This window comes from Polymorphobacter multimanifer (genome assembly GCF_014205635.1).
Classification (GTDB): domain Bacteria; phylum Pseudomonadota; class Alphaproteobacteria; order Sphingomonadales; family Sphingomonadaceae; genus Sandarakinorhabdus; species Sandarakinorhabdus multimanifer.
This window is the reverse complement of record NZ_JACIIV010000007.1, coordinates 105634-122954: the sequence shown is the minus strand read 5'-3', so window position 1 is coordinate 122954 and position 17321 is coordinate 105634. Positions and strand designations below refer to the sequence as shown.

Genomic DNA, 17321 nt, shown 5'->3' with positions numbered 1-17321 from the left:
CCACAAACGGCGGCAAGATCGCGTCCAATGGCGGCACCTTCACGGTCAACGGCCAGGTCGGTGGCGCTGGCTCGATCAGCCATGTCACGCTCGGCAACCTCGTGCTCAATGGCAACAACGTCTTCAACGGCCTCGGCATCAACGCCGGCACCGTGACGCTGGGCACCAACACTGCCGCCGGCGTCGGCGAGATCACCATCAACGACAACGCCACGCTGGCGGCGGGTGTCAACGGCCTGGCGATCGCCAACCGTCTCGAGTTGACGGCGCGCGCCATCATCGACAGCGGCGCGTTCAACTTCACGCTCAACGGCGAGATCGGTGGCGCGGGCAGCCTGACCAAGGTCGGCTCGGGCACCTTGTTCCTCACGCGGAACAACGTCTACCAGGGTGGCACCTTCATCAACGGCGGCGCCATCAGCATCGCCACTGCGGGTGCACTGGGTTCGGGTCCGGTGTCGTTCAATGGTGGCTCGCTCATCTTCGGGCCCGGCCTGAACTTCGGTGGCAACATCGTGCTGATCGGCAACGGGCTGTTCGACACCGCGGGTGCCAACTCGATCCTGTCGGGCATCATCAGCGGTGCGGGGTCGCTCACCAAGGCGGGCCTGGGGTCGCTGACGCTGACCAACGTCAACACCTATGCCGGCGGCACGATCATCACCGGCGGCTCGCTCATCGGCAATTCGCTGAGCTTCGGCACCGGCAACATCCTCAACAACGCCAACCTCACCTTCAACCAGACGGTCGATGGCACCTATGCCCGGGTGATCTCGGGCAGCGGCACCGTCACCAAGATCGGGGGTGCGCGTCTCGAACTGTCCGGCATCAGCACCTACACCGGCGCTACCGCCGTCAACGTCGGCGAACTGCGGGTGAGCGGCTCGATCGCCGCCTCCACGGTGACGATCGCTTCGGGCGCCACGCTGTCGGGCGCCGGCACGGTCGGCGGGCTGGTCGCGCAGTCGGGTGCCACCGTGGCACCGGGCAATGGCGCTATCGGCACGCTGTCGGTGGCCGGGCCGGTGACCTTCCAGGCGGGGTCGACTTATGCCGCGCAGATCACGCCGGCAGCGGCGGATCGGATCACCGCAACGGGTGCGGCATCGCTCGCCGGCACACTGGCGCTGTCGGTTGCACCGGGCACCTACACCTTCGGCACGGGCTATACCGTGCTGTCGGCATCGGCGCTGACGGGCACTTTCTCGTCGGTGACCGGCCTCGGCGGCTTCGGCACCGGGTTCAATCCGATGGTGAGCTATGCCGGCAACATGGTCCGCGTGGCACTGGCGCCGGCTTCGCTGGCGGCAGCAGGGGGCGCTGGCCTCAGGGGCAACGCGCTTGAAGTGGCACGGGCATTCGACCGGGCGATTGCTGCCGGCTACAATCCGCAGCCGTTCTTCGATCTGTTCACGCAAGGCGCCAACCTGCCGACCGCGCTCAGCCAGCTCTCGGGCGAGATCCACAGCGCCGAGCGCCGGGTGGCGATGGAAGACACGCGAGTGGTGCGTGACACTGCCTTCGATCGCCTGAATGCCGGCCTTGCAGCCCTTAGCGGCACGCAGGCGGCGACCACCACCAACGGCGATGCCGAAACCACCTTCTGGTTCCGCGGCGTCGGCTCCTGGGGCGTGGCGCAGGGGGATGCCATCGGCAGCCGCTTCACCACCGAGCAGATCGGCGTGCTGACCGGTGTCGACTATGCCAAGGATGGCTTCAAGGTCGGTGCGGGCTTCACCTACACGCAGAACGACATCGAGTTCGCGTCGCTGGGCACCGCCCGGGTCAAGAGCACGGGTGGTGTGGCCTATGCCGGCTATCGTGATCCGAGCGGCTTCGCCGTCGGTGTCGGTGGCTCGGTGGCGGGCACCCGTTCGAGCAGCAACCGTGCCATCACCGCGACCGGCCTCGGCCAATCGCTGCGCGGCACTGTGGACGGCACCACCTACCAGCTGTTCGGCGAGCTCTCGTACAACATCGCCGCCGGCCCCACGACGCAGATCACGCCGTTCGCCCGCTATGCCTATGTCAACACCAAGGCGAATGCCTTTGGCGAGACGGGCGGCATCGCGGCGGTTAACGGGGTCCGCCAGTCGTATGACATCTCGGTCGTCCAGGCCGGTCTGCGGGCAGGCTTCGATCTCGGCGGTGGCACGTCGCTGGCAGGTTCGGCCGCTTGGCAGAGCATCACCGGCGACCGGGCGCCGATCGCCAACCTCAGCATCACCGGCCTTGGCCAGACGATGCCGATCTCGGCCGCAGCGCTCGACAAGAACAGTGCAGCCCTCGAAGCCAAGGTCAACTTCCGCATCGGCAACAACGCCGGCGTGTCGGTGGGCTACAATGGCGTGATCGGCGATCGCAACACCGACCATGGGGCGCGTGGAACCTTCACCCTCGGGTTCTGACGCAACAACAACCGACGGCAATGAGGGCAGGGTGAGCAATCACCCCGCCCTTTTGCCTGTGCGGAACCCAAGCCGCATTGACCATGTCGCGCCGGCCCCCTAGCGCCAGACCATGAACTTCAAATCCGACAATGCCGCCGGGGTTTGCGCCGAGGTGCTCGCCGCCGTGAACGAAGCCGCCGGGCCGTCGGCCGGGGCCTATGACGACGACCGCTGGTCGCGTCGGCTCGATGCGGCGTTTTCGGATGTATTCGGCGCCCGGTGCACGGTGTTTCCCGTCGGCACCGGCACCGCCGCCAATGCGCTGGCGCTGGCAGCAATGGTGCCGCCCTTCGGCGCGGTGGCGTGCGAGGCAGAGGCGCACATCCATGTCGATGAGTGCGGCGCGCCCGAATTCTTCACCGGCGGCGCCAAGCTGCTGCTGGTGCCCGGCGAGCATGGCCGGCTGACGCCCGAGCGGCTGGCAGCCGGGTTGGCGGCGCACCGCGGCGACGTCCACCAGGTGCAGTTGGCGGCTCTCTCGCTCACCCAGGCGACCGAGGCCGGCACCGTCTATGCGCCGGATCAGGTCGAGGCGCTCGCTGGCCATGCGAAGGCACGGGGCTGGCGCGTCCACATGGATGGCGCGCGCTTTGCCAATGCCGTGGCGCATCTCGGTTGCCATCCGGGCGATGTGACCTGCCGTGCCGGTGTCGAGGTGCTCAGCTTCGGCGCGATCAAGAACGGCGGGATGAGTGCGGAGGCGATCGTGGTGTTCGCGCCCGATCTGGTGGAGGCGCTGCGCTTCCGCCGCAAGCGCGCCGGGCAGATGCCGAGCAAGGGGCGCTTTCTGGCGGCGCAGCTGCTGGCGATGATCGAGGACGGGGTATGGCTGCGCAACGCCGCGGCCGCCAATGCCGGTGCGCAGCAGCTCGCCGCCGCGCTCGCATCGCGGCTGCTGCACCCGGTCGAGGCCAATGAGCTGTTCGTGAAACTGCGCCCCGGCGAGCCGGACCGGCTGCGTGCGCAGGGCTTCGATTTCTATGATTGGGGCGATGCCGGGTCGGACGAGGCGCGCTTCGTCGTGGCCTGGGACACGCCGGCCGCCGAGATCGCGGCACTCGCGGCAGCCTTGCAGCAATGACCGTCCAGCCCGGGCGGTTCACCCCGAAACTCTGGCTGTATTTCGCCTGTGTCACGATGATCTGGGGCTCGACCTGGCTGGTGATCAAATACCAGCTCGGCACGGTGCCGCCCTCCTGGTCGGTCACCTGGCGGTTCCTCGTCGCCGGTCTCGTGATGCTCGGCTATTGCCTCGCCACACGGCGCAGCCTGCGGCTTACCCCGGCGGGGCACGGCTTTGCGCTGCTGCTCGGGCTGATGCAGTTCTCGCTCAATTTCAACTTCGTCTATCGGGCCGAGGCCCATGTGACGAGCGGGCTGGTGGCGCTGATGTTCGCGCTGCTGGTGCTGCCCAATGCGCTGCTCTCCTGGCTGTTCCTCGGCACGCGCGTCAGCCCGCGCTTCCTGCTCGGCAGTGTCATCGGCATTCTCGGCGTCGTGGCGATGTGCTGGACCGATCTGGCGCGGCCCGATCCGGCGGGCGGCGGTGCTGCCGGCGGCGAAGTGCTGCTCGGCCTCGGGCTGGCGGTGGCGGGCGTGCTGTCGGCGAGCGTGGCGAATGTGATGCAGGCGACGCGCCAGGGCCGAGCCCAGCCGCTCGAAGCCGGCCTTGCCTGGGCTATGTTCTATGGCACGCTGATGAACGCGACGCTTGCCTGGAGCGTCTCGGGCCCGCCGGCGATCGAGCCGACGCTCGGTTATCTCTCGGGCGTCGGCTATCTGGCGGTGGCGGCCTCGGCAGTGGCGTTCATGCTCTACTATCAGCTCATCCGCGAGGTGGGCGCCGGGCGCGCCGCCTATTCGGGCGTGATGGTGCCGCTCGTGGCATTGGCGCTCTCCACGCTGTTCGAAGGCTTTCAGTGGAGCTGGCTGGCGGCGGCGGGGGCCGCGCTGGCGCTCAGCGGGCTGGTGGTGGCGTTGCGCAGCCGCTGATGGTTGGCGCAGCCTCCCGACTGCACTAGGTTGCAGCGATGGTGAACCGGTGTGACGCATGTATCGTTCGAGATTCAACCCTGTGCGTCGCGCTGGACCCGGTGGCGCTTGCGGCACTGGCGCGGCACGGCACCCAGCGCCAGCTCGCACGCGGGGAGACGCTCGCCTGGGCCGGGGACGAGGCGATGGTCTGCGCCAATCTGCAGGCGGGGGTGATGAAGCTGGTGGCGGTGACTGCCGGCGGCGAGGAATCGATCGTCGGGCTGCTGTTCCCGGGTGACTTCATCGGCCAGCCCTTCGCGGGCCAACATGGCCATGCCATCGTGGCGGCGACGCCGGTGCAGATCTGCAGCTTTCCCCGCGCCGCCTTTGCCGAGGCGCTGGCAAGCCAGCCGCAGATGGAGGCGCTGCTGCTGGAGCGCACGATGGGCGAGCTCGAGCGCACCCGGCACTGGCTGGCGCGCATGGGCCGCGCCACTGCCACGGCGCGCGTGGCGGGCTTTCTCGCCGATGTGGCGCGGCGGATGGGGGTGCTCGACTGTTCCGGCGCGCCGATGCAGACCGAGCTGCCGCTCAGCCGCGGCGAGATGGCCGAGCTGCTCGGCCTGACAATCGAGACGGTGAGTCGGCAGATCTCGCAGCTGAAAGCGCAGGGGATGATCGAAACGCCGGGCAGCCGCGGGCTGCTGATACGCAATCCGGCCGGCCTGGCCGAAGCGGCGAGCGTTTGATCGATATCAAGCGCCGACCATGCGGATGCGCTATGATGGCCGCACGCTGCAAGGGAGAGCTGCCATGAAGACCATATTGCTGCATATCGAGGATGATGCGGGGCAAGAAGCGCGGCTGCAGGCGGCATTCGACCTGGCGCGCATGTTCGGCAGCCACATCAACTGCCTGCAGGTGACCCCCTTTGCCGCCTATGCGCTGGGGGACAATGGCATCAGCGGCTTTCCGGTGACGGCGATCATCGATGCTGTCGAGGACCAGCGTCGTGCGGCGCGCGAGAAGGTGGAAGCCCGATTGAAGGCCGAGGGCGTGCAATGGGACTGGATGGCGCGCGACGGCGATGCCGCCGAGCGGCTCGCCGAAGCGTCGCGGCTGGCCGATGTCGTGGTGATGAGCGCCGGGCAGATCGGCAATTCGCCCGGCATGGCGCTGGCGATGACCGGTGATGTCACGATCGAAGCTGCGGCGCCGGTGCTGGCGGTCGGTCCCGACATGCGCGGTATCGATGTGACCGGCCCGGTGCTGGTGGCCTGGGACGGCTCGCGCGAAGCCGCCGCGGCACTGCGCGGCAGCGTGTCGCTGCTCCACAAAGCTGCTGCAGTGCACATCCTCACCGTCGAGGAGAAGCCCAGCGACTTCCGTGCGACCGATGCGGCCCGCTGGCTCGCGCGTCATGGCATCGAGGCCGAGATCATCGAGCGCGGCGATGGTGGCCAGAGCATCGACGCGGTGATCCGCGAGGAGCTGATGCGAGTGGGCGCGACAATGCTGGTGCAGGGCGCCTATGGCCATTCGCGGTTGCGCCAGCGGCTTTTCGGAGGCGTCACGCGCAGCCTGATCAGCGAGCCGCCGGTGCCGCTGCTGCTCGCGCACTGATGGCCCCCGCGCCACGGCTCGCAAAAGCACCGGTTTCGGATTGCCGCAAGCTGCTCTAAGCCTCGGTCAATATTGAGGGGGAACTGGCCGTGGCTTTGCCTGCTGACCGCACACCGGTGATCATCGGTGTCGGCGAGATGATCGACCGGCCAGCGGATCCGGCCGCCGCGCTGGAGCCGCTGGCGCTGATGGCGGCTGCCGTCCGCGCCGCCGACGACGATGCCGGCGGCGGCTTCCTGGCGCGGATCGATTCGCTCGACGTCATCAATCTGGTGTCGTGGCGCTATGACCGGGTGGCGGCGCGGCTGGCCGAGCGGCTCGGCATCACGCCGATGCGCGCTGTCTATGGCGTCGTGGGCGGTGAGACGCCGACGACGAAGATCCACGAAGCCGCGATCCGCATCATGAACGGCGATTCGATCGTGGCGGTGGTGACCGGCGGCGAAGCGACCAATGCCGTTGCCAAGGCCAAGGCCGCCGGCGTGGCGCTCGACTGGACGCCGCCGGCGGCACAGCCCGAAAACCCGATCGTCGCCAGCGATCATGTGACGCCGCTGGCGATGCGTCACGGCATCGTGCAGCCGGCGCACATCTATCCCTTCTACGATCACGCCGCCGCCGCGGCCTGGGGCATGACACCCGGCGATGCGCTCGCTGAAGCGGGCGCGATATGGGCGGCCTTTTCGCAAGTGGCCGCGCAGAATCCCGGCAGCTGGGGCCGCAGCGCCTTCAATGCCGAGCAGATCACCACCGCCACCCCCGACAACCGCTACATCGCCTGGCCCTATACCAAGCGCATGGTCGCCAACCCGGCAGTCAACCAGGCGGGGGCGGTGCTGCTGACCACGCTGGCGGTGGCGCGGGCGGCGGGCATTCCCGAGCATCGCATGGTGTTCGTGCATGGCGGCGCCGGGGCGGCGGAGCCGGTCGATTATCTGGCGCGCGACCAGTTCGGCCATTCGGTGGCGCAGGATGCGGTGCTCGATGCGGCGATGGCGGTGGCGCCGGGCGGCTTCGGCGCGGTCGAGCTGTATTCCTGCTTTCCCATCGTGCCGAAGATGGCGCGGCGCTCGCTCGGGCTGGCGGCGGATGCGGCGATGACAGTGTGCGGGGGCCTCAGCTTCTTCGGCGCGCCGCTCAACACCTACATGACCCATGCCACTTGCGCGATGGTCCGCCATCTGCGTGCCACGCCGGCTGCGCATGCGCTGCTCTATGGCCAGGGCGGCTATGTGACCAAGCACCATGCGCTGGTGCTGGGCTCGGGCGTGCCGGAGCCCGACACGCTGATGCGCCCGCGCGACGTGCAGATGGAGGCCGAGGCAATGCGCAGCCCGGTGCCGCCGTTGGCGCTTGACCATGAAGGCGCAGCCGAAGTGGAGACGTTCACGGTGGTCCATGACCGCGAGGGCGCCCCGGCCTATGGCAGCATCATCGGCCTGACGCCGGCTGGCAAGCGGGTGTTCGCGCGGATCGACATTGCCGAGGTCGGCGCGCTGGAGCGGCTCGATGCGTCCCCGGTGGGGGCTGCCGGCACGGTGACAGTCGCCGAGGACGGCCTGCAGCACTGGCGCTTCTAGAGTGTGTTTCGCAAAAGTGGGTACCGGTTTTGCGATAAAAATACACGGAAACAGGTCTAGAGCGTTTCCAGCTGGTCGAGCGCGCGGTAGAGCAGCACCGCCGTCGCAATGGCGACGTTGAGGCTGTCGGCCGTGCCGCGCATCGGCAGCTTCACCAGCGCATCGCATTGTTCGGCATAGGGGCTGGGCAGCCCGGCCTGCTCATTGCCCATCAGCAGGAAGCTGGGGGCGGTGAATCGATGCGCGCGGTAATCGACCGTCCGGCCTTCGAGGGCGGCGCCCACGATCTGGCCAGCACCGGAACGCGCCCATGCGAAAAACTCTGGCCCGCTGGCCTGGGCGATGCGGCGGCTGAACAGCGCGCCCATCGAGGCGCGCACGGCTTCCACGCTGAACGGATCGGCGCATTGGTCGAGCAGGATCAGCCCGCCGGCCCCCGTGGCATCGCATGTGCGCAGCATGGTGCCGATGTTGCCGGGATCGCGAATGCTTTCGCCCACCACCCAGAGCGGGGCCGTGCTGCGGTCGAGGCCGGCGAGGCCGGTGTCGGGGATGGGATAGGCGCCAGCCACGCCTTGCGCATTGTCCTTGCCGGTGATGCGGCTCATCAGGATCGGCGGCACGCGCATCACCTGGCCGCGCGCATCGAGCGTAGCCGCAATCAATGCCCGGCCGAGCGGGTGCGCCTCGGCTTCATGCGTCACGGCGAGAAGCGCCGGCAGCCGGCCGGCCTCCAGCGCCTCGGTGCAGACGCGCAGGCCCTCGGCGAGGAACAGCCCCTCAAGCCGCCGCGCCTTCTTGTCGAACAGCGATTTCAGCCGCTTGACGCTGGGATTTGAAGCACTGGAAATGTCGAGGATCATAGGGCCGTTATGTTATAGCTGTGCCAGCACAGGATCGCGAGCGCGCCGCGGTGCGGGCGGAAGGGCTCGGCGAGGAGCCGCGTGGCCTTTTCCGGCGGCCGCGCGGGCAGGCCGAGCAGCCGGCCCATTTCGATCTGCACGGCAAGGTCGCCGCCGGGGAAGACATCGGGGCGGCCTTCGGCGAACAGCAGGTAGATTTCCGCCGTCCAGCGGCCGATGCCCTTGATCGCGGTCAGCGCCAGCACCGCCTGCTCGTCATCCTCCGGCAGGCTTGCGAAATCGAGATGGCCGGCGATGACGGCGGCGGCGAGCGCATGGACATAGCTCGCCTTCTGGCCCGAGAGACCGGCCGCGCGCAGCTCCTCGGGCGAGAGTGCTGCCAGCCGCGCCAGGTCATTGGCATCGCCGCCGGCTGCGGCTTCCAGCCGGTTCCAGATGCTGGCGGCTGCCTTCACGCTCACCTGCTGGCCGATGATGGCGCGCAGCAGCGTGGCGGGACCGCGCGGGCGGATGCGCGGCTCGGGCGCGCCGATGCGGTCGATCGCCGCTGCCAGCCGGGGGTCGGCGGCAGCCAGCGCCTCGATGGCAGCGGCAAGGGCGGGAGCGGAAAGGCCCATCAGAAGCGCGATAAGCCCTTGCGCGGGGCTTGGCCAGTAACGCTTTGGAGAGAAGGATGGGCATCGGCCGCCAAGCTGGGCTATGGTGCGGGGAATGCAGGACCAGGACAACACCACTGATCTCGCGACGCGGGGCTTTTTCCGCGACAAGAACCGCGCCTTCTGGCTGCTGCAGACCGGCGGCTGGACCGCCTATTTCGGGCTGAGGGCGCTTTCGGGGCTCGCCAACCGCATGGAACCGAGCTTCCTGCTGCCCACCGCCATCATCACCGCCACCGGCTTTTCGCTCACGCTGCTGATGGCCGCAGCCTATCGGCGGATCATCACCATGCCGCCGCTGCGCGTTCTCATCCTGTCGCTCATCATCCTGTGCGGCGCCTCGGCACTGTTTTCGGTGCTCGAAGTCTGGGCGCACCGCGCCTTCTACCAGCCGGGTTGGACCCCGCATGGCATCGAATATCTTGGTGCCATCCTGCTCGAATTCTCGGTGCTCGGCGCCTGGACGGGCTTTTACTACGGCATCAACTATTATCTCCAGCTCGCCGAGCAGACGGCGCGAATGGTGGCGGTGGCGCGTCAGGCGAACACCGCGCAGCTCGAGATGCTGCGCTACCAGCTCAACCCGCATTTCCTGTTCAACACCCTCAATTCCATCTCCACGCTGGTGCTGCTGCGGCAGACCGAGCGCGCCAATGCCATGCTCTCGCGCCTCGCCTCCTTCCTGCGCTACAGCCTGGTGGGCGAGCGCGAGGGGCTGGCCACGATCGCGCAGGAGGCCGAGGCGCTGAAGCTGTACCTCGATATCGAGCGCACCCGCTTCGAGGACCGGCTGCGCACCCGCTTCGATATCGAGCCGCGGGTGATGGAAGCGCGGCTGCCCTCGCTGCTGCTGCAGCCGATCGTGGAGAATGCCATCAAATATGCCGTCACCCCGAGCGAGGACGGTGCGGACATCGTCGTCGATGCGCGGCAGATGGGGGACCGGCTGGTGATCACCATTGCCGACACCGGGCCCGGAATGAATGGCAGCTCGGGGAACGCCGCCGCCGCCGGAATCGGCGAAGCCGTGGCGCCGGGCACCAATGTCGGCATTGCCAACATCCGCGAGCGGCTGGTGCAGGCCTATGGGGCCGACCATCGCTTCGAGCTTGCGAACAATGAACCACAAGGGTTGATCGTGCTTATCGACATTCCCTATCAGACCACCAATATGGGTAACGACCGCACAACTGCCGGTGAAATCGACCGCAGTGGCGACATCCTGGGGGCACCAACAGCCGTGGCAATGCCAGCCACGGCGAACCAGGACTTCTGATCATGGCCATCACCACCATCATCGTCGACGACGAGCGTCTCGCCATCCAAGGCCTCGAACTGCGCCTGCAGGCGTTCGACGATATCCAGATCGTCGAACGCTGCGCCAATGGCCGCGAGGCGATCCGCGCGATCAAGACATTGAAGCCCGATCTGGTGTTCCTCGATATCCAGATGCCGGGCTTCGACGGCTTTTCGGTCGTTTCGGGGCTGGCGGATATCGAGCCGCCGCTCTTCGTGTTCGTCACCGCCTTCCAGCAGCACGCGCTGCGTGCCTTCGAAGCCGAGGCGGTGGATTATCTGCTCAAGCCGGTGGAAGAAGACCGGCTGGCCGCCACCATCGAGCGGGTGCGCCAGCGCCTCGCCGAGCGGCGCAGTGCGGGCGAGAAATCCCGGCTGCAGAACATCCTGAGCGAGCTGGCGCCCGAGGCGGTGCCCGGCACGGCGGAGGCCGAGGCGCCCGCCGCCAGCCGCTACGAGAAGATCCTCAACATCAAGGATCGCGGCCAGATCTTCCGGGTCGATGTCGACGATATCGAACGCATCGATGCAGCCGGCGACTATATGTGCATCTATACCGCCGACCAGACGCTGATCCTGCGCGAGACGATGAAGGACCTCGAAAAGCGCCTCGATCCGCGCAAGTTCCAGCGCATCCACCGCTCGACGATCGTCAATCTCGACAACATCAAGAGCGTCAAGCCGCACACCAATGGCGAATGCTTCCTCGTTCTCGGCTCCAACACCCAGGTGAAGGTGTCGCGCTCCTACCGCGAAGTGGTGGCGCGCTTCCTCTGAGGCTGAACGCCAGCTTTCACACTGTTTAAGTAGGCGTTCACGCGACTCGCCGCATCTTGTCTCACATGGCCAGCCGGATTTTCCGGCTCGCCGGTTCGGGAGGCAGCTGATGCGTAGGCTTGTTCTTGGCCTGATGGCCGCAACGATGATCGCCGGTCCTGTCATGGCGCAGGATCGCAGCAACTGGCGGGAAGATCGCCGCGAGGATCGGCAGGAGTATCGTGACGATCGGCGTGATGCCCGGCAGGATTTCCGCGATGACCGGCGGGATTTCCGCAACGACCGCCGCGATTTCCGCAACGATCGCCGCGATTTCTACCAAGACCAGCGTCGCTGGCGCGCGGTCGGGCAGAATGACTGGCGCTGGGCTGGCCCGCGCTTCGGCGGCCCCGCCTGGGTGGCGCCGCGCGGCTTCCGCTACCAGCCCTGGAATGTCGGCTACCGCGTCCCGCCGGCGTTCTCGGCGCGGCAATATTGGGTGGCCAACCCCGGCGTTTACCAGCTCCAGCCGGCATGGCAGGGCACCCGCTGGGTGCGCTACGGTCCGGATGCCCTGCTGATCCGCACGCGTGACGGCGTGGTGGTGCAGGTGGTGCGGAGCCTCTGGCGGTAAGACTTTTGCTGAAGCGTGTTTCGGTCGGAAAACCGGTACCCACTTTTCCGAAACACGCTAGGCCCGTATCGCCTGAACAAAATAGTTGATGCTGGTGTCCTGGCCCATGGCGAAGCCCTGGTCGGGGCGCCAGCTCAGCCCGTCGGTGGCGGTCACGCGCAGCCCGGCATGCGCCATGGCCTCGGCCAGTTCGGCCGGCTGCATGAAGCGCTGCCAATCATGCGCGCCGCGCGGGATGGTGCGGGTGATCATCTCCGCCCCCGCGATCAGAACCGCCCAGCTCGCCGGCGTGCGATTGGGCGTGCTCAATATGGCAAGTCCGCCGGGTGCCAGCAGCGCCGAAAGGGCCGCGAGGAATGAATCCCGCCCCGCCACATGCTCCATCACCTCGAGGCAGGTGACCAGATCGAACACGGCCCCTTCGGCGGCCAGATCCTCGAGCGACACGCAGCGATAGTCGATCGCCAGCTCCTGCGCTTCGGCATGCGCCGACGCGGCCGCGATATTCTCGGGCGCTGCATCGATCGCGGTGACCGTGCCCCCCATTCGCGCCAGCGGCTCGGCCTGCAGCCCGGCCCCGCAGCCGATATCGAGCACCCGCAACCCCGCCAGCGGATGCCGGCTGCGCGCGTTCTGCCCGAAATGGCGCACCGCAGCGTCGCGGATATAGGCGGAGCGCACCGGCGTGATGCGGTGGAGCATCGCCGAACTGCCGCGCGGGTTCCACCAATCCTCGGCAAGCTTGCCGAAGAAACTGGCCTCGTCCGGAGAGATGCTGGGGCTGTCCATGGCCCCTGATAGCCAATATTGATGCATCCCGCCATGCGGCTTGCTTGCCAACTGCCGGTCCAGTTTCTAACTGCATGCAAAGTCCGGCGCATGGGTCGACTTGGCATGAGGATATGGGGCGGCCCTGATGGCGCGGATCGTGATGAAATTTGGCGGCACGTCGATGGCCGGCACCGAGCGGATCCGGAACGTGGCCAGCCGTGTGAAGACCGCTGTCGAAGCCGGACATGAGGTTGCAGTCGTCGTCTCGGCGATGGCTGGCGAGACCGACCGGCTGGTGGGCTTCTGCCGCGAGGCCGCACCGCTGGCCACGCCGGCCGAATATGATGTGGTGGTGGCCGCCGGCGAGCAGGTGACTGCCGGGCTGCTGGCGATCACGTTGCAGGCGATGGGGGTGCGCGCGCGTTCCTGGCTCGGCTGGCAGCTGCCGATCCGCACGTCCGATGCGCATGGCACGGCGCGGATCGAAGGGATCGACACGACGGCGGTGCTGGCTTCGATGGCGGCCGGCGAAGTGGCGGTGGTGCCGGGCTTCCAGGGCATGACCGCCGGGGGACGGGTGACGACGCTCGGCCGCGGCGGCTCCGACACCTCGGCCGTGGCGCTGGCGGCAGCGCTGGGGGCGGAAAGATGTGATATCTACACCGATGTGGACGGGGTCTACACGACCGATCCCCGGATCGTGCCGCGTGCGCAGAAACTGTCGCGCATCACCTATGAGGAGATGCTCGAACTGGCGAGCGTGGGGGCCAAGGTGCTGCAGACCCGCTCGGTCGAGCTGGCAATGAAGGAAAAGGTGCGGGTGCAGGTGCTGTCGAGCTTCAGCGATGCCCCCGGAACCCTTGTGGTCGATGAAAGTGAGGACGACGTGGAACAGCAGCTGATCGCCGGCGTGGCCTATGACAAGTCCGAAGCCAAGGTGACGCTGGTCGGCGTGCCCGATCGGCCGGGCGTGGTGGCCGCCATCTTCGGCCCGCTCGCCGATGCCAATGTCAATGTCGACATGATCGTCCAGAACATCGCCAAGGACGAGGGCAAGACCGATGTCACCTTCACCGTGCCGCGCGCCCAGCTGCCGCTCAGCCTCGATGTGCTGGATCGTGCCCATGCCGACATCGGCCATGCCGCGCTGCTCTCCGATGCCGCGGTCGCCAAGATCTCGGTGGTGGGTGTCGGCATGCGCAGCCATGCCGGCGTCGCTGCCACCATGTTCCGCGCGCTGGCGACGCGAGGCATCAATATCCAGGCGATCACCACGTCCGAAATCAAGGTGAGCGTGCTCATCGCCGAGGAATATGTGGAACTGGCGGTGCGCGTGCTGCACACCGCCTATGGGCTCGACGGCGCCGAGCCCCCGGCCCCCGACACGATATCGGGCACAGCGATGGAGACTGCATGAGCCGACTTGACCAGCTGACCGCCCGCGGCCGCACCTTCCTCGGCACTCGCCATGCGATCATGGCCGGCGCCATGACCTGGGTGTCCGAGCGCCACCTCGTGTCCGCCATCAGCAACGCCGGCGGCTTCGGCGTCATCGCCTGTGGCTCTATGACACCCGCACTGCTCGATGCCGAGATCGCCGCCACCCGCGCCCTCACCGACAAGCCGTTCGGCGTCAACCTCATCACGCTCCACCCGGCGATGATGGAGCTGATCGCGGTCTGCGCTCGCCACAAGGTCGGCCATATCGTGCTCGCCGGCGGCCTGCCCTCGGGCGCCGCCATCGAGGCCATCAAGGCCGGTGGCGCCAAACTGATGTGCTTCGCCCCCACCGCGGCGCTGGCAAAGAAGCTGGTGCGCTCGGGCGCCGATGCCATCATCATCGAAGGCTCGGAGGCTGGCGGCCATATCGGCCCGGTGTCGCTTTCGGTGCTGGCGCAGGAGATTTTGCCCGTCATCACCCAGGTGCCGGTGTTCGTGGCCGGCGGCATCGGCCGCGGTGCTGCCGTGGCGATGTGGGCAAGGATGGGTGCTGACGGCGTGCAGCTCGGCACGCGCTTCGCCGCCTCGGCCGAAAGCGTGGCGCACCCCAATTTCAAGAAGGCATTCGTCCGCGCCTCGGCGCGCGATGCCATCGCCAGCGTGCAGCTCGATCAGCGGCTGCCGGTCATCCCGGTGCGCGCCCTCAAGAACGCCGGGTCGGAAGCCTTCATGGCCAAGCAGCGCGAAGTCGCCATCCGGCTCGATGCCGGCGAGGTCGATCTGCCCGCCGCCCAGCTCGAGATCGAGCACTACTGGGCGGGTGCGCTGCGCCGTGCCGTGGTCGATGGCGATATCGAGAACGGCTCGCTGATGGCGGGCCAGTCGGTCGGCATGGTCACCGCCGAGCAGCCCGTTGCCGAGATCATCGACGAGCTGGTGCGCGAAGCCAATGAGGCGCTCGCCACCCGCGCGCCGCCCATCGCCTACGCTGCCGCCTGATGCCGCCCGCCCGATGCCTCCTGTAAGCGCCGCCCGCGAGATCCTCCGTCGCCTCCATGAGGTGATGGCGTCGCGTAGCGGTGCTGAAGCCAAGCTCGGGCGGGTGGTGCGGATTGTCGCGGAAGCGCTGTCGAGCGAAGTCGCTTCCATCTACCTGCTCCGCGAAGGCAAGCTCGAGCTGTTCGCCACCCAGGGCCTTGCGCAGGAGGCGGTGCACGTCACGCGGCTGGCGATGGGGCAGGGGCTTGTCGGCGTCATCGCCGCGCGCCGCGAGCCGCTCAACCTCGCCGAAGCCCAGGCCCACCCCGATTTCGCCTATCGCCCCGAAACCGGCGAGGAGCGATTCCACAGCTTTGCCGGTGTGCCGATCGTGCGGCGCGAGGCGGCCATCGGCGTGCTCGCCGTCCAGCACGCGCAGCCGCGCGAATATCAGGAGATCGAGATCGAGGCGCTGCAGACGGTGGCAATGGCGCTTTCCGAGCTGATCCACGGCGCCGGGCTGGTCGATGATGCCGAGGCCGCGGCGGCGCGCACCGCCAGCTCCGCCCCGGCGCGGCTGGCCGGCCTCAAGCTCGTCGACGGGCTGGCACGCGGGTTGGCGGTGTTCCACCAGCCGCGTGTCGTCATCGAGCATACCGTGGCGGACGATCCCGAGACCGAGCGCAACCGCGTGCGCGCCGGCTTCGGCAAGCTGCGCGAGGCGATCGACGGCATGATGGGCCAGGCCGAGTTCGCCGGCGGCGGGGACCATCAGGACGTGCTCGAGACCTACAAGATGTTCGCCTATGACGAGGGCTGGCTGCGGCGGATCAACGAGGCGATCGAGACCGGGCTGACCGCCGAGGCAGCGATCGACCGGGTGCAGGCCAAGACGCGCGCGCGGATGCGCTCGATCGAGGACCCCTATCTGCGCGAGCGGCTGACCGACCTCGATGATCTCGCCAACCGGCTGCTGCGGATCGTGGCGGGCCAGCTCGGCACCGCCGCCCAGCAGGGCCTGCAGACCGAGATGATCCTCATCGCCCGCAATCTCGGGCCGGCCGAGCTGCTCGAATATGATCGCCGCTGGCTCAAGGGCGTGGTGCTGGAGGAAGGCAGCCTGACCAGCCATGTGACGATTGTCGCGCGCGCCATGGGGGTGCCGATGCTTGGGCGCGTGCCCGAGCTGTTCGCGCAGGTGGCGGATGGGGACGAGCTGATCGTCGATGCCGCCAATGGTGCGCTGCTGATCCGGCCACAGGCGGCAATGATCAAGAGCTACACCGAGATGAGCGCCGCCAAGGCCAAGCGCGCCGAGCGCTATGCCTTGCTGCGCGACGCGCCGGCGGTCACGCGCGATGGCAAGCGCGTGCAGATCATGATGAACGCCGGCCTGGCCGATGATGCCGCAGCGCTCGATGCGACCGGGGCGGACGGAATCGGGCTGTTCCGCACCGAATTCCAGTTCCTCGTCTCGGCCACACTGCCGCGCCGCGAGCGGCAGCAGGCGCTCTACACGGCCGTCCTCGATGCCGCCGGACCGCGCCCGGTGATCTTCCGCACCATCGACATCGGTGGGGACAAGACGGTGCCCTATCTGAACGGCGGCGAGGATGACGAGAACCCGGCGATGGGCTGGCGCGCACTGCGGCTGGCGCTTGGCCGCTCGGGGCTGATGAAGGTGCAGGCGCGCGCCCTGCTGCAAGCCGCCGCCGGGCGCACGCTCAACGTCATGTTCCCGATGGTGTCCGAGCCCTGGGAGTTTGCCGAGGCGCGCGCGCTTGTGGAGGCGCAGGCGGAGCTGCTGGGGCGCGCCGGCCATGCACTGCCGGCACAGGTCCGCTACGGCGCCATGATCGAGGTGCCCGCCATCATCGAGACGCTCGACGAGCTGCTGCCGATGACCGATTTCGTCTCGGTCGGCACCAACGATCTTACCCAGTTCCTGTTCGCCGCCGATCGTGCCAACCCGCGGCTGGCGGACCGTTATGACTGGCTTTCCCCGGCCATCCTGCGCGTGTTGCGGCGAATCATCCGCGCCGCCGCCGCCGCCGGCAAGCCCGCCACCGTCTGCGGCGAGATGGGCGGCCGCCCGCTCGAGGCGCTGGCGCTGCTGGCGCTGGGGGTGGAGCAGCTTTCGATCACGCCCGCCGGCGTGGGGCCGATCAAGGCAATGGTGCGCTCGATCGATCTGGGCGCGGTTTCGGCGGCGATGCACGGCTGGCTCGATGCGCCGGGCACCGACATTCGCGCCGCCCTTGGCGCCATGGCTGCAGCTCAAGGCGCCGAGCTTTCCTGAA

General features: G+C 68.0%; 15 protein-coding genes. 12 read left to right on the top strand and 3 right to left on the bottom strand.

From position 1 onward, the window contains the following. The 6 genes from FHS79_RS06005 to FHS79_RS05980 form a co-directional block, all read left to right on the top strand. Positions 1–2408, top strand: a 2408-nt coding sequence (locus FHS79_RS06005; RefSeq protein WP_184196873.1) for an autotransporter outer membrane beta-barrel domain-containing protein, incomplete at its 5' end; no start/stop codon positions are given. Between the two features lie 112 nt (positions 2409–2520). Further along, entirely contained in the window at positions 2521–3531 is a 1011-nt protein-coding gene (locus tag FHS79_RS06000) for a threonine aldolase family protein (RefSeq protein ID WP_184196870.1), read from the top strand. Continuing rightward, positions 3528–4442: a DMT family transporter gene (locus FHS79_RS05995; protein ID WP_184196867.1), complete on the top strand. Its 915-nt coding sequence runs from the start codon at positions 3528–3530 to the stop codon at positions 4440–4442. The genes FHS79_RS06000 and FHS79_RS05995 overlap by 4 nt, the downstream gene beginning before the upstream one ends. A gap of 101 nt (positions 4443–4543) precedes the next feature. Further along, positions 4544–5173, top strand: a complete 630-nt coding sequence (locus tag FHS79_RS05990) for a Crp/Fnr family transcriptional regulator (RefSeq protein WP_184196864.1) — start codon at positions 4544–4546, stop codon at positions 5171–5173. Between the two features lie 64 nt (positions 5174–5237). Further along, entirely contained in the window at positions 5238–6047 is an 810-nt protein-coding gene (locus FHS79_RS05985; RefSeq protein ID WP_184196861.1) for a universal stress protein, read from the top strand. Between the two features lie 89 nt (positions 6048–6136). Continuing rightward, positions 6137–7627 (top strand): acetyl-CoA acetyltransferase, encoded by a 1491-nt coding sequence (locus FHS79_RS05980; RefSeq protein ID WP_207793850.1) that lies wholly within the window; start codon positions 6137–6139, stop codon positions 7625–7627. Between the two features lie 56 nt (positions 7628–7683). On the opposite strand, the gene FHS79_RS05975 is transcribed toward FHS79_RS05980, so the two are convergent. Then, positions 7684–8490: a TrmH family RNA methyltransferase gene (locus FHS79_RS05975; protein ID WP_184196858.1), complete on the bottom strand. Its 807-nt coding sequence runs from the start codon at positions 8488–8490 to the stop codon at positions 7684–7686. Continuing rightward, complete coding sequence (locus FHS79_RS05970) at positions 8487–9107, bottom strand: DNA-3-methyladenine glycosylase family protein (RefSeq protein ID WP_184196855.1); 621 nt, start codon at positions 9105–9107, stop codon at positions 8487–8489. Before FHS79_RS05970 ends, FHS79_RS05975 begins: the two co-directional genes overlap by 4 nt. 94 nt (positions 9108–9201) lie before the next feature. Between FHS79_RS05970 and FHS79_RS05965 the strand changes: the two genes are divergently transcribed. The 3 genes from FHS79_RS05965 to FHS79_RS05955 all read left to right on the top strand — a co-directional run bounded on the left by FHS79_RS05965 (position 9202) and on the right by FHS79_RS05955 (position 11832). After that, complete coding sequence (locus tag FHS79_RS05965; protein ID WP_184196852.1) at positions 9202–10422, top strand: sensor histidine kinase; 1221 nt, start codon at positions 9202–9204, stop codon at positions 10420–10422. 2 nt (positions 10423–10424) lie between these two features. Next, positions 10425–11219 carry a LytR/AlgR family response regulator transcription factor gene (locus FHS79_RS05960; RefSeq protein ID WP_184196849.1) on the top strand — a complete coding sequence of 265 codons (795 nt, stop codon included), beginning with the start codon at positions 10425–10427 and terminating at the stop codon, positions 11217–11219. A gap of 109 nt (positions 11220–11328) precedes the next feature. Further along, positions 11329–11832: an RcnB family protein gene (locus tag FHS79_RS05955; protein WP_184196846.1), complete on the top strand. Its 504-nt coding sequence runs from the start codon at positions 11329–11331 to the stop codon at positions 11830–11832. A 57-nt stretch (positions 11833–11889) separates the two neighbouring features. Here FHS79_RS05955 and ubiG read toward each other — a convergent pair whose 3' ends face one another. Beyond that, the gene (gene ubiG, locus FHS79_RS05950) at positions 11890–12621 is read right to left on the bottom strand and encodes a bifunctional 2-polyprenyl-6-hydroxyphenol methylase/3-demethylubiquinol 3-O-methyltransferase UbiG (protein WP_243452698.1); all 732 of its coding nucleotides are present in this window, start codon (positions 12619–12621) and stop codon (positions 11890–11892) included. Positions 12622–12748: 127 nt separating this feature from the next. Between ubiG and FHS79_RS05945 the strand changes: the two genes are divergently transcribed. Genes FHS79_RS05945 through ptsP form a run of 3 tightly spaced genes read left to right on the top strand, consistent with a single transcriptional unit; the run spans position 12749 to position 17320 of the window. Next, the gene (locus FHS79_RS05945; RefSeq protein WP_184196843.1) at positions 12749–14020 is read left to right on the top strand and encodes an aspartate kinase; all 1272 of its coding nucleotides are present in this window, start codon (positions 12749–12751) and stop codon (positions 14018–14020) included. Then, entirely contained in the window at positions 14017–15042 is a 1026-nt protein-coding gene (locus FHS79_RS05940; protein ID WP_184196840.1) for an NAD(P)H-dependent flavin oxidoreductase, read from the top strand. The genes FHS79_RS05945 and FHS79_RS05940 overlap by 4 nt, the downstream gene beginning before the upstream one ends. A 13-nt stretch (positions 15043–15055) precedes the next feature. After that, positions 15056–17320 carry a phosphoenolpyruvate--protein phosphotransferase gene (ptsP, locus tag FHS79_RS05935; protein ID WP_184196837.1) on the top strand — a complete coding sequence of 755 codons (2265 nt, stop codon included), beginning with the start codon at positions 15056–15058 and terminating at the stop codon, positions 17318–17320. Position 17321 lies beyond the last annotated feature (1 nt).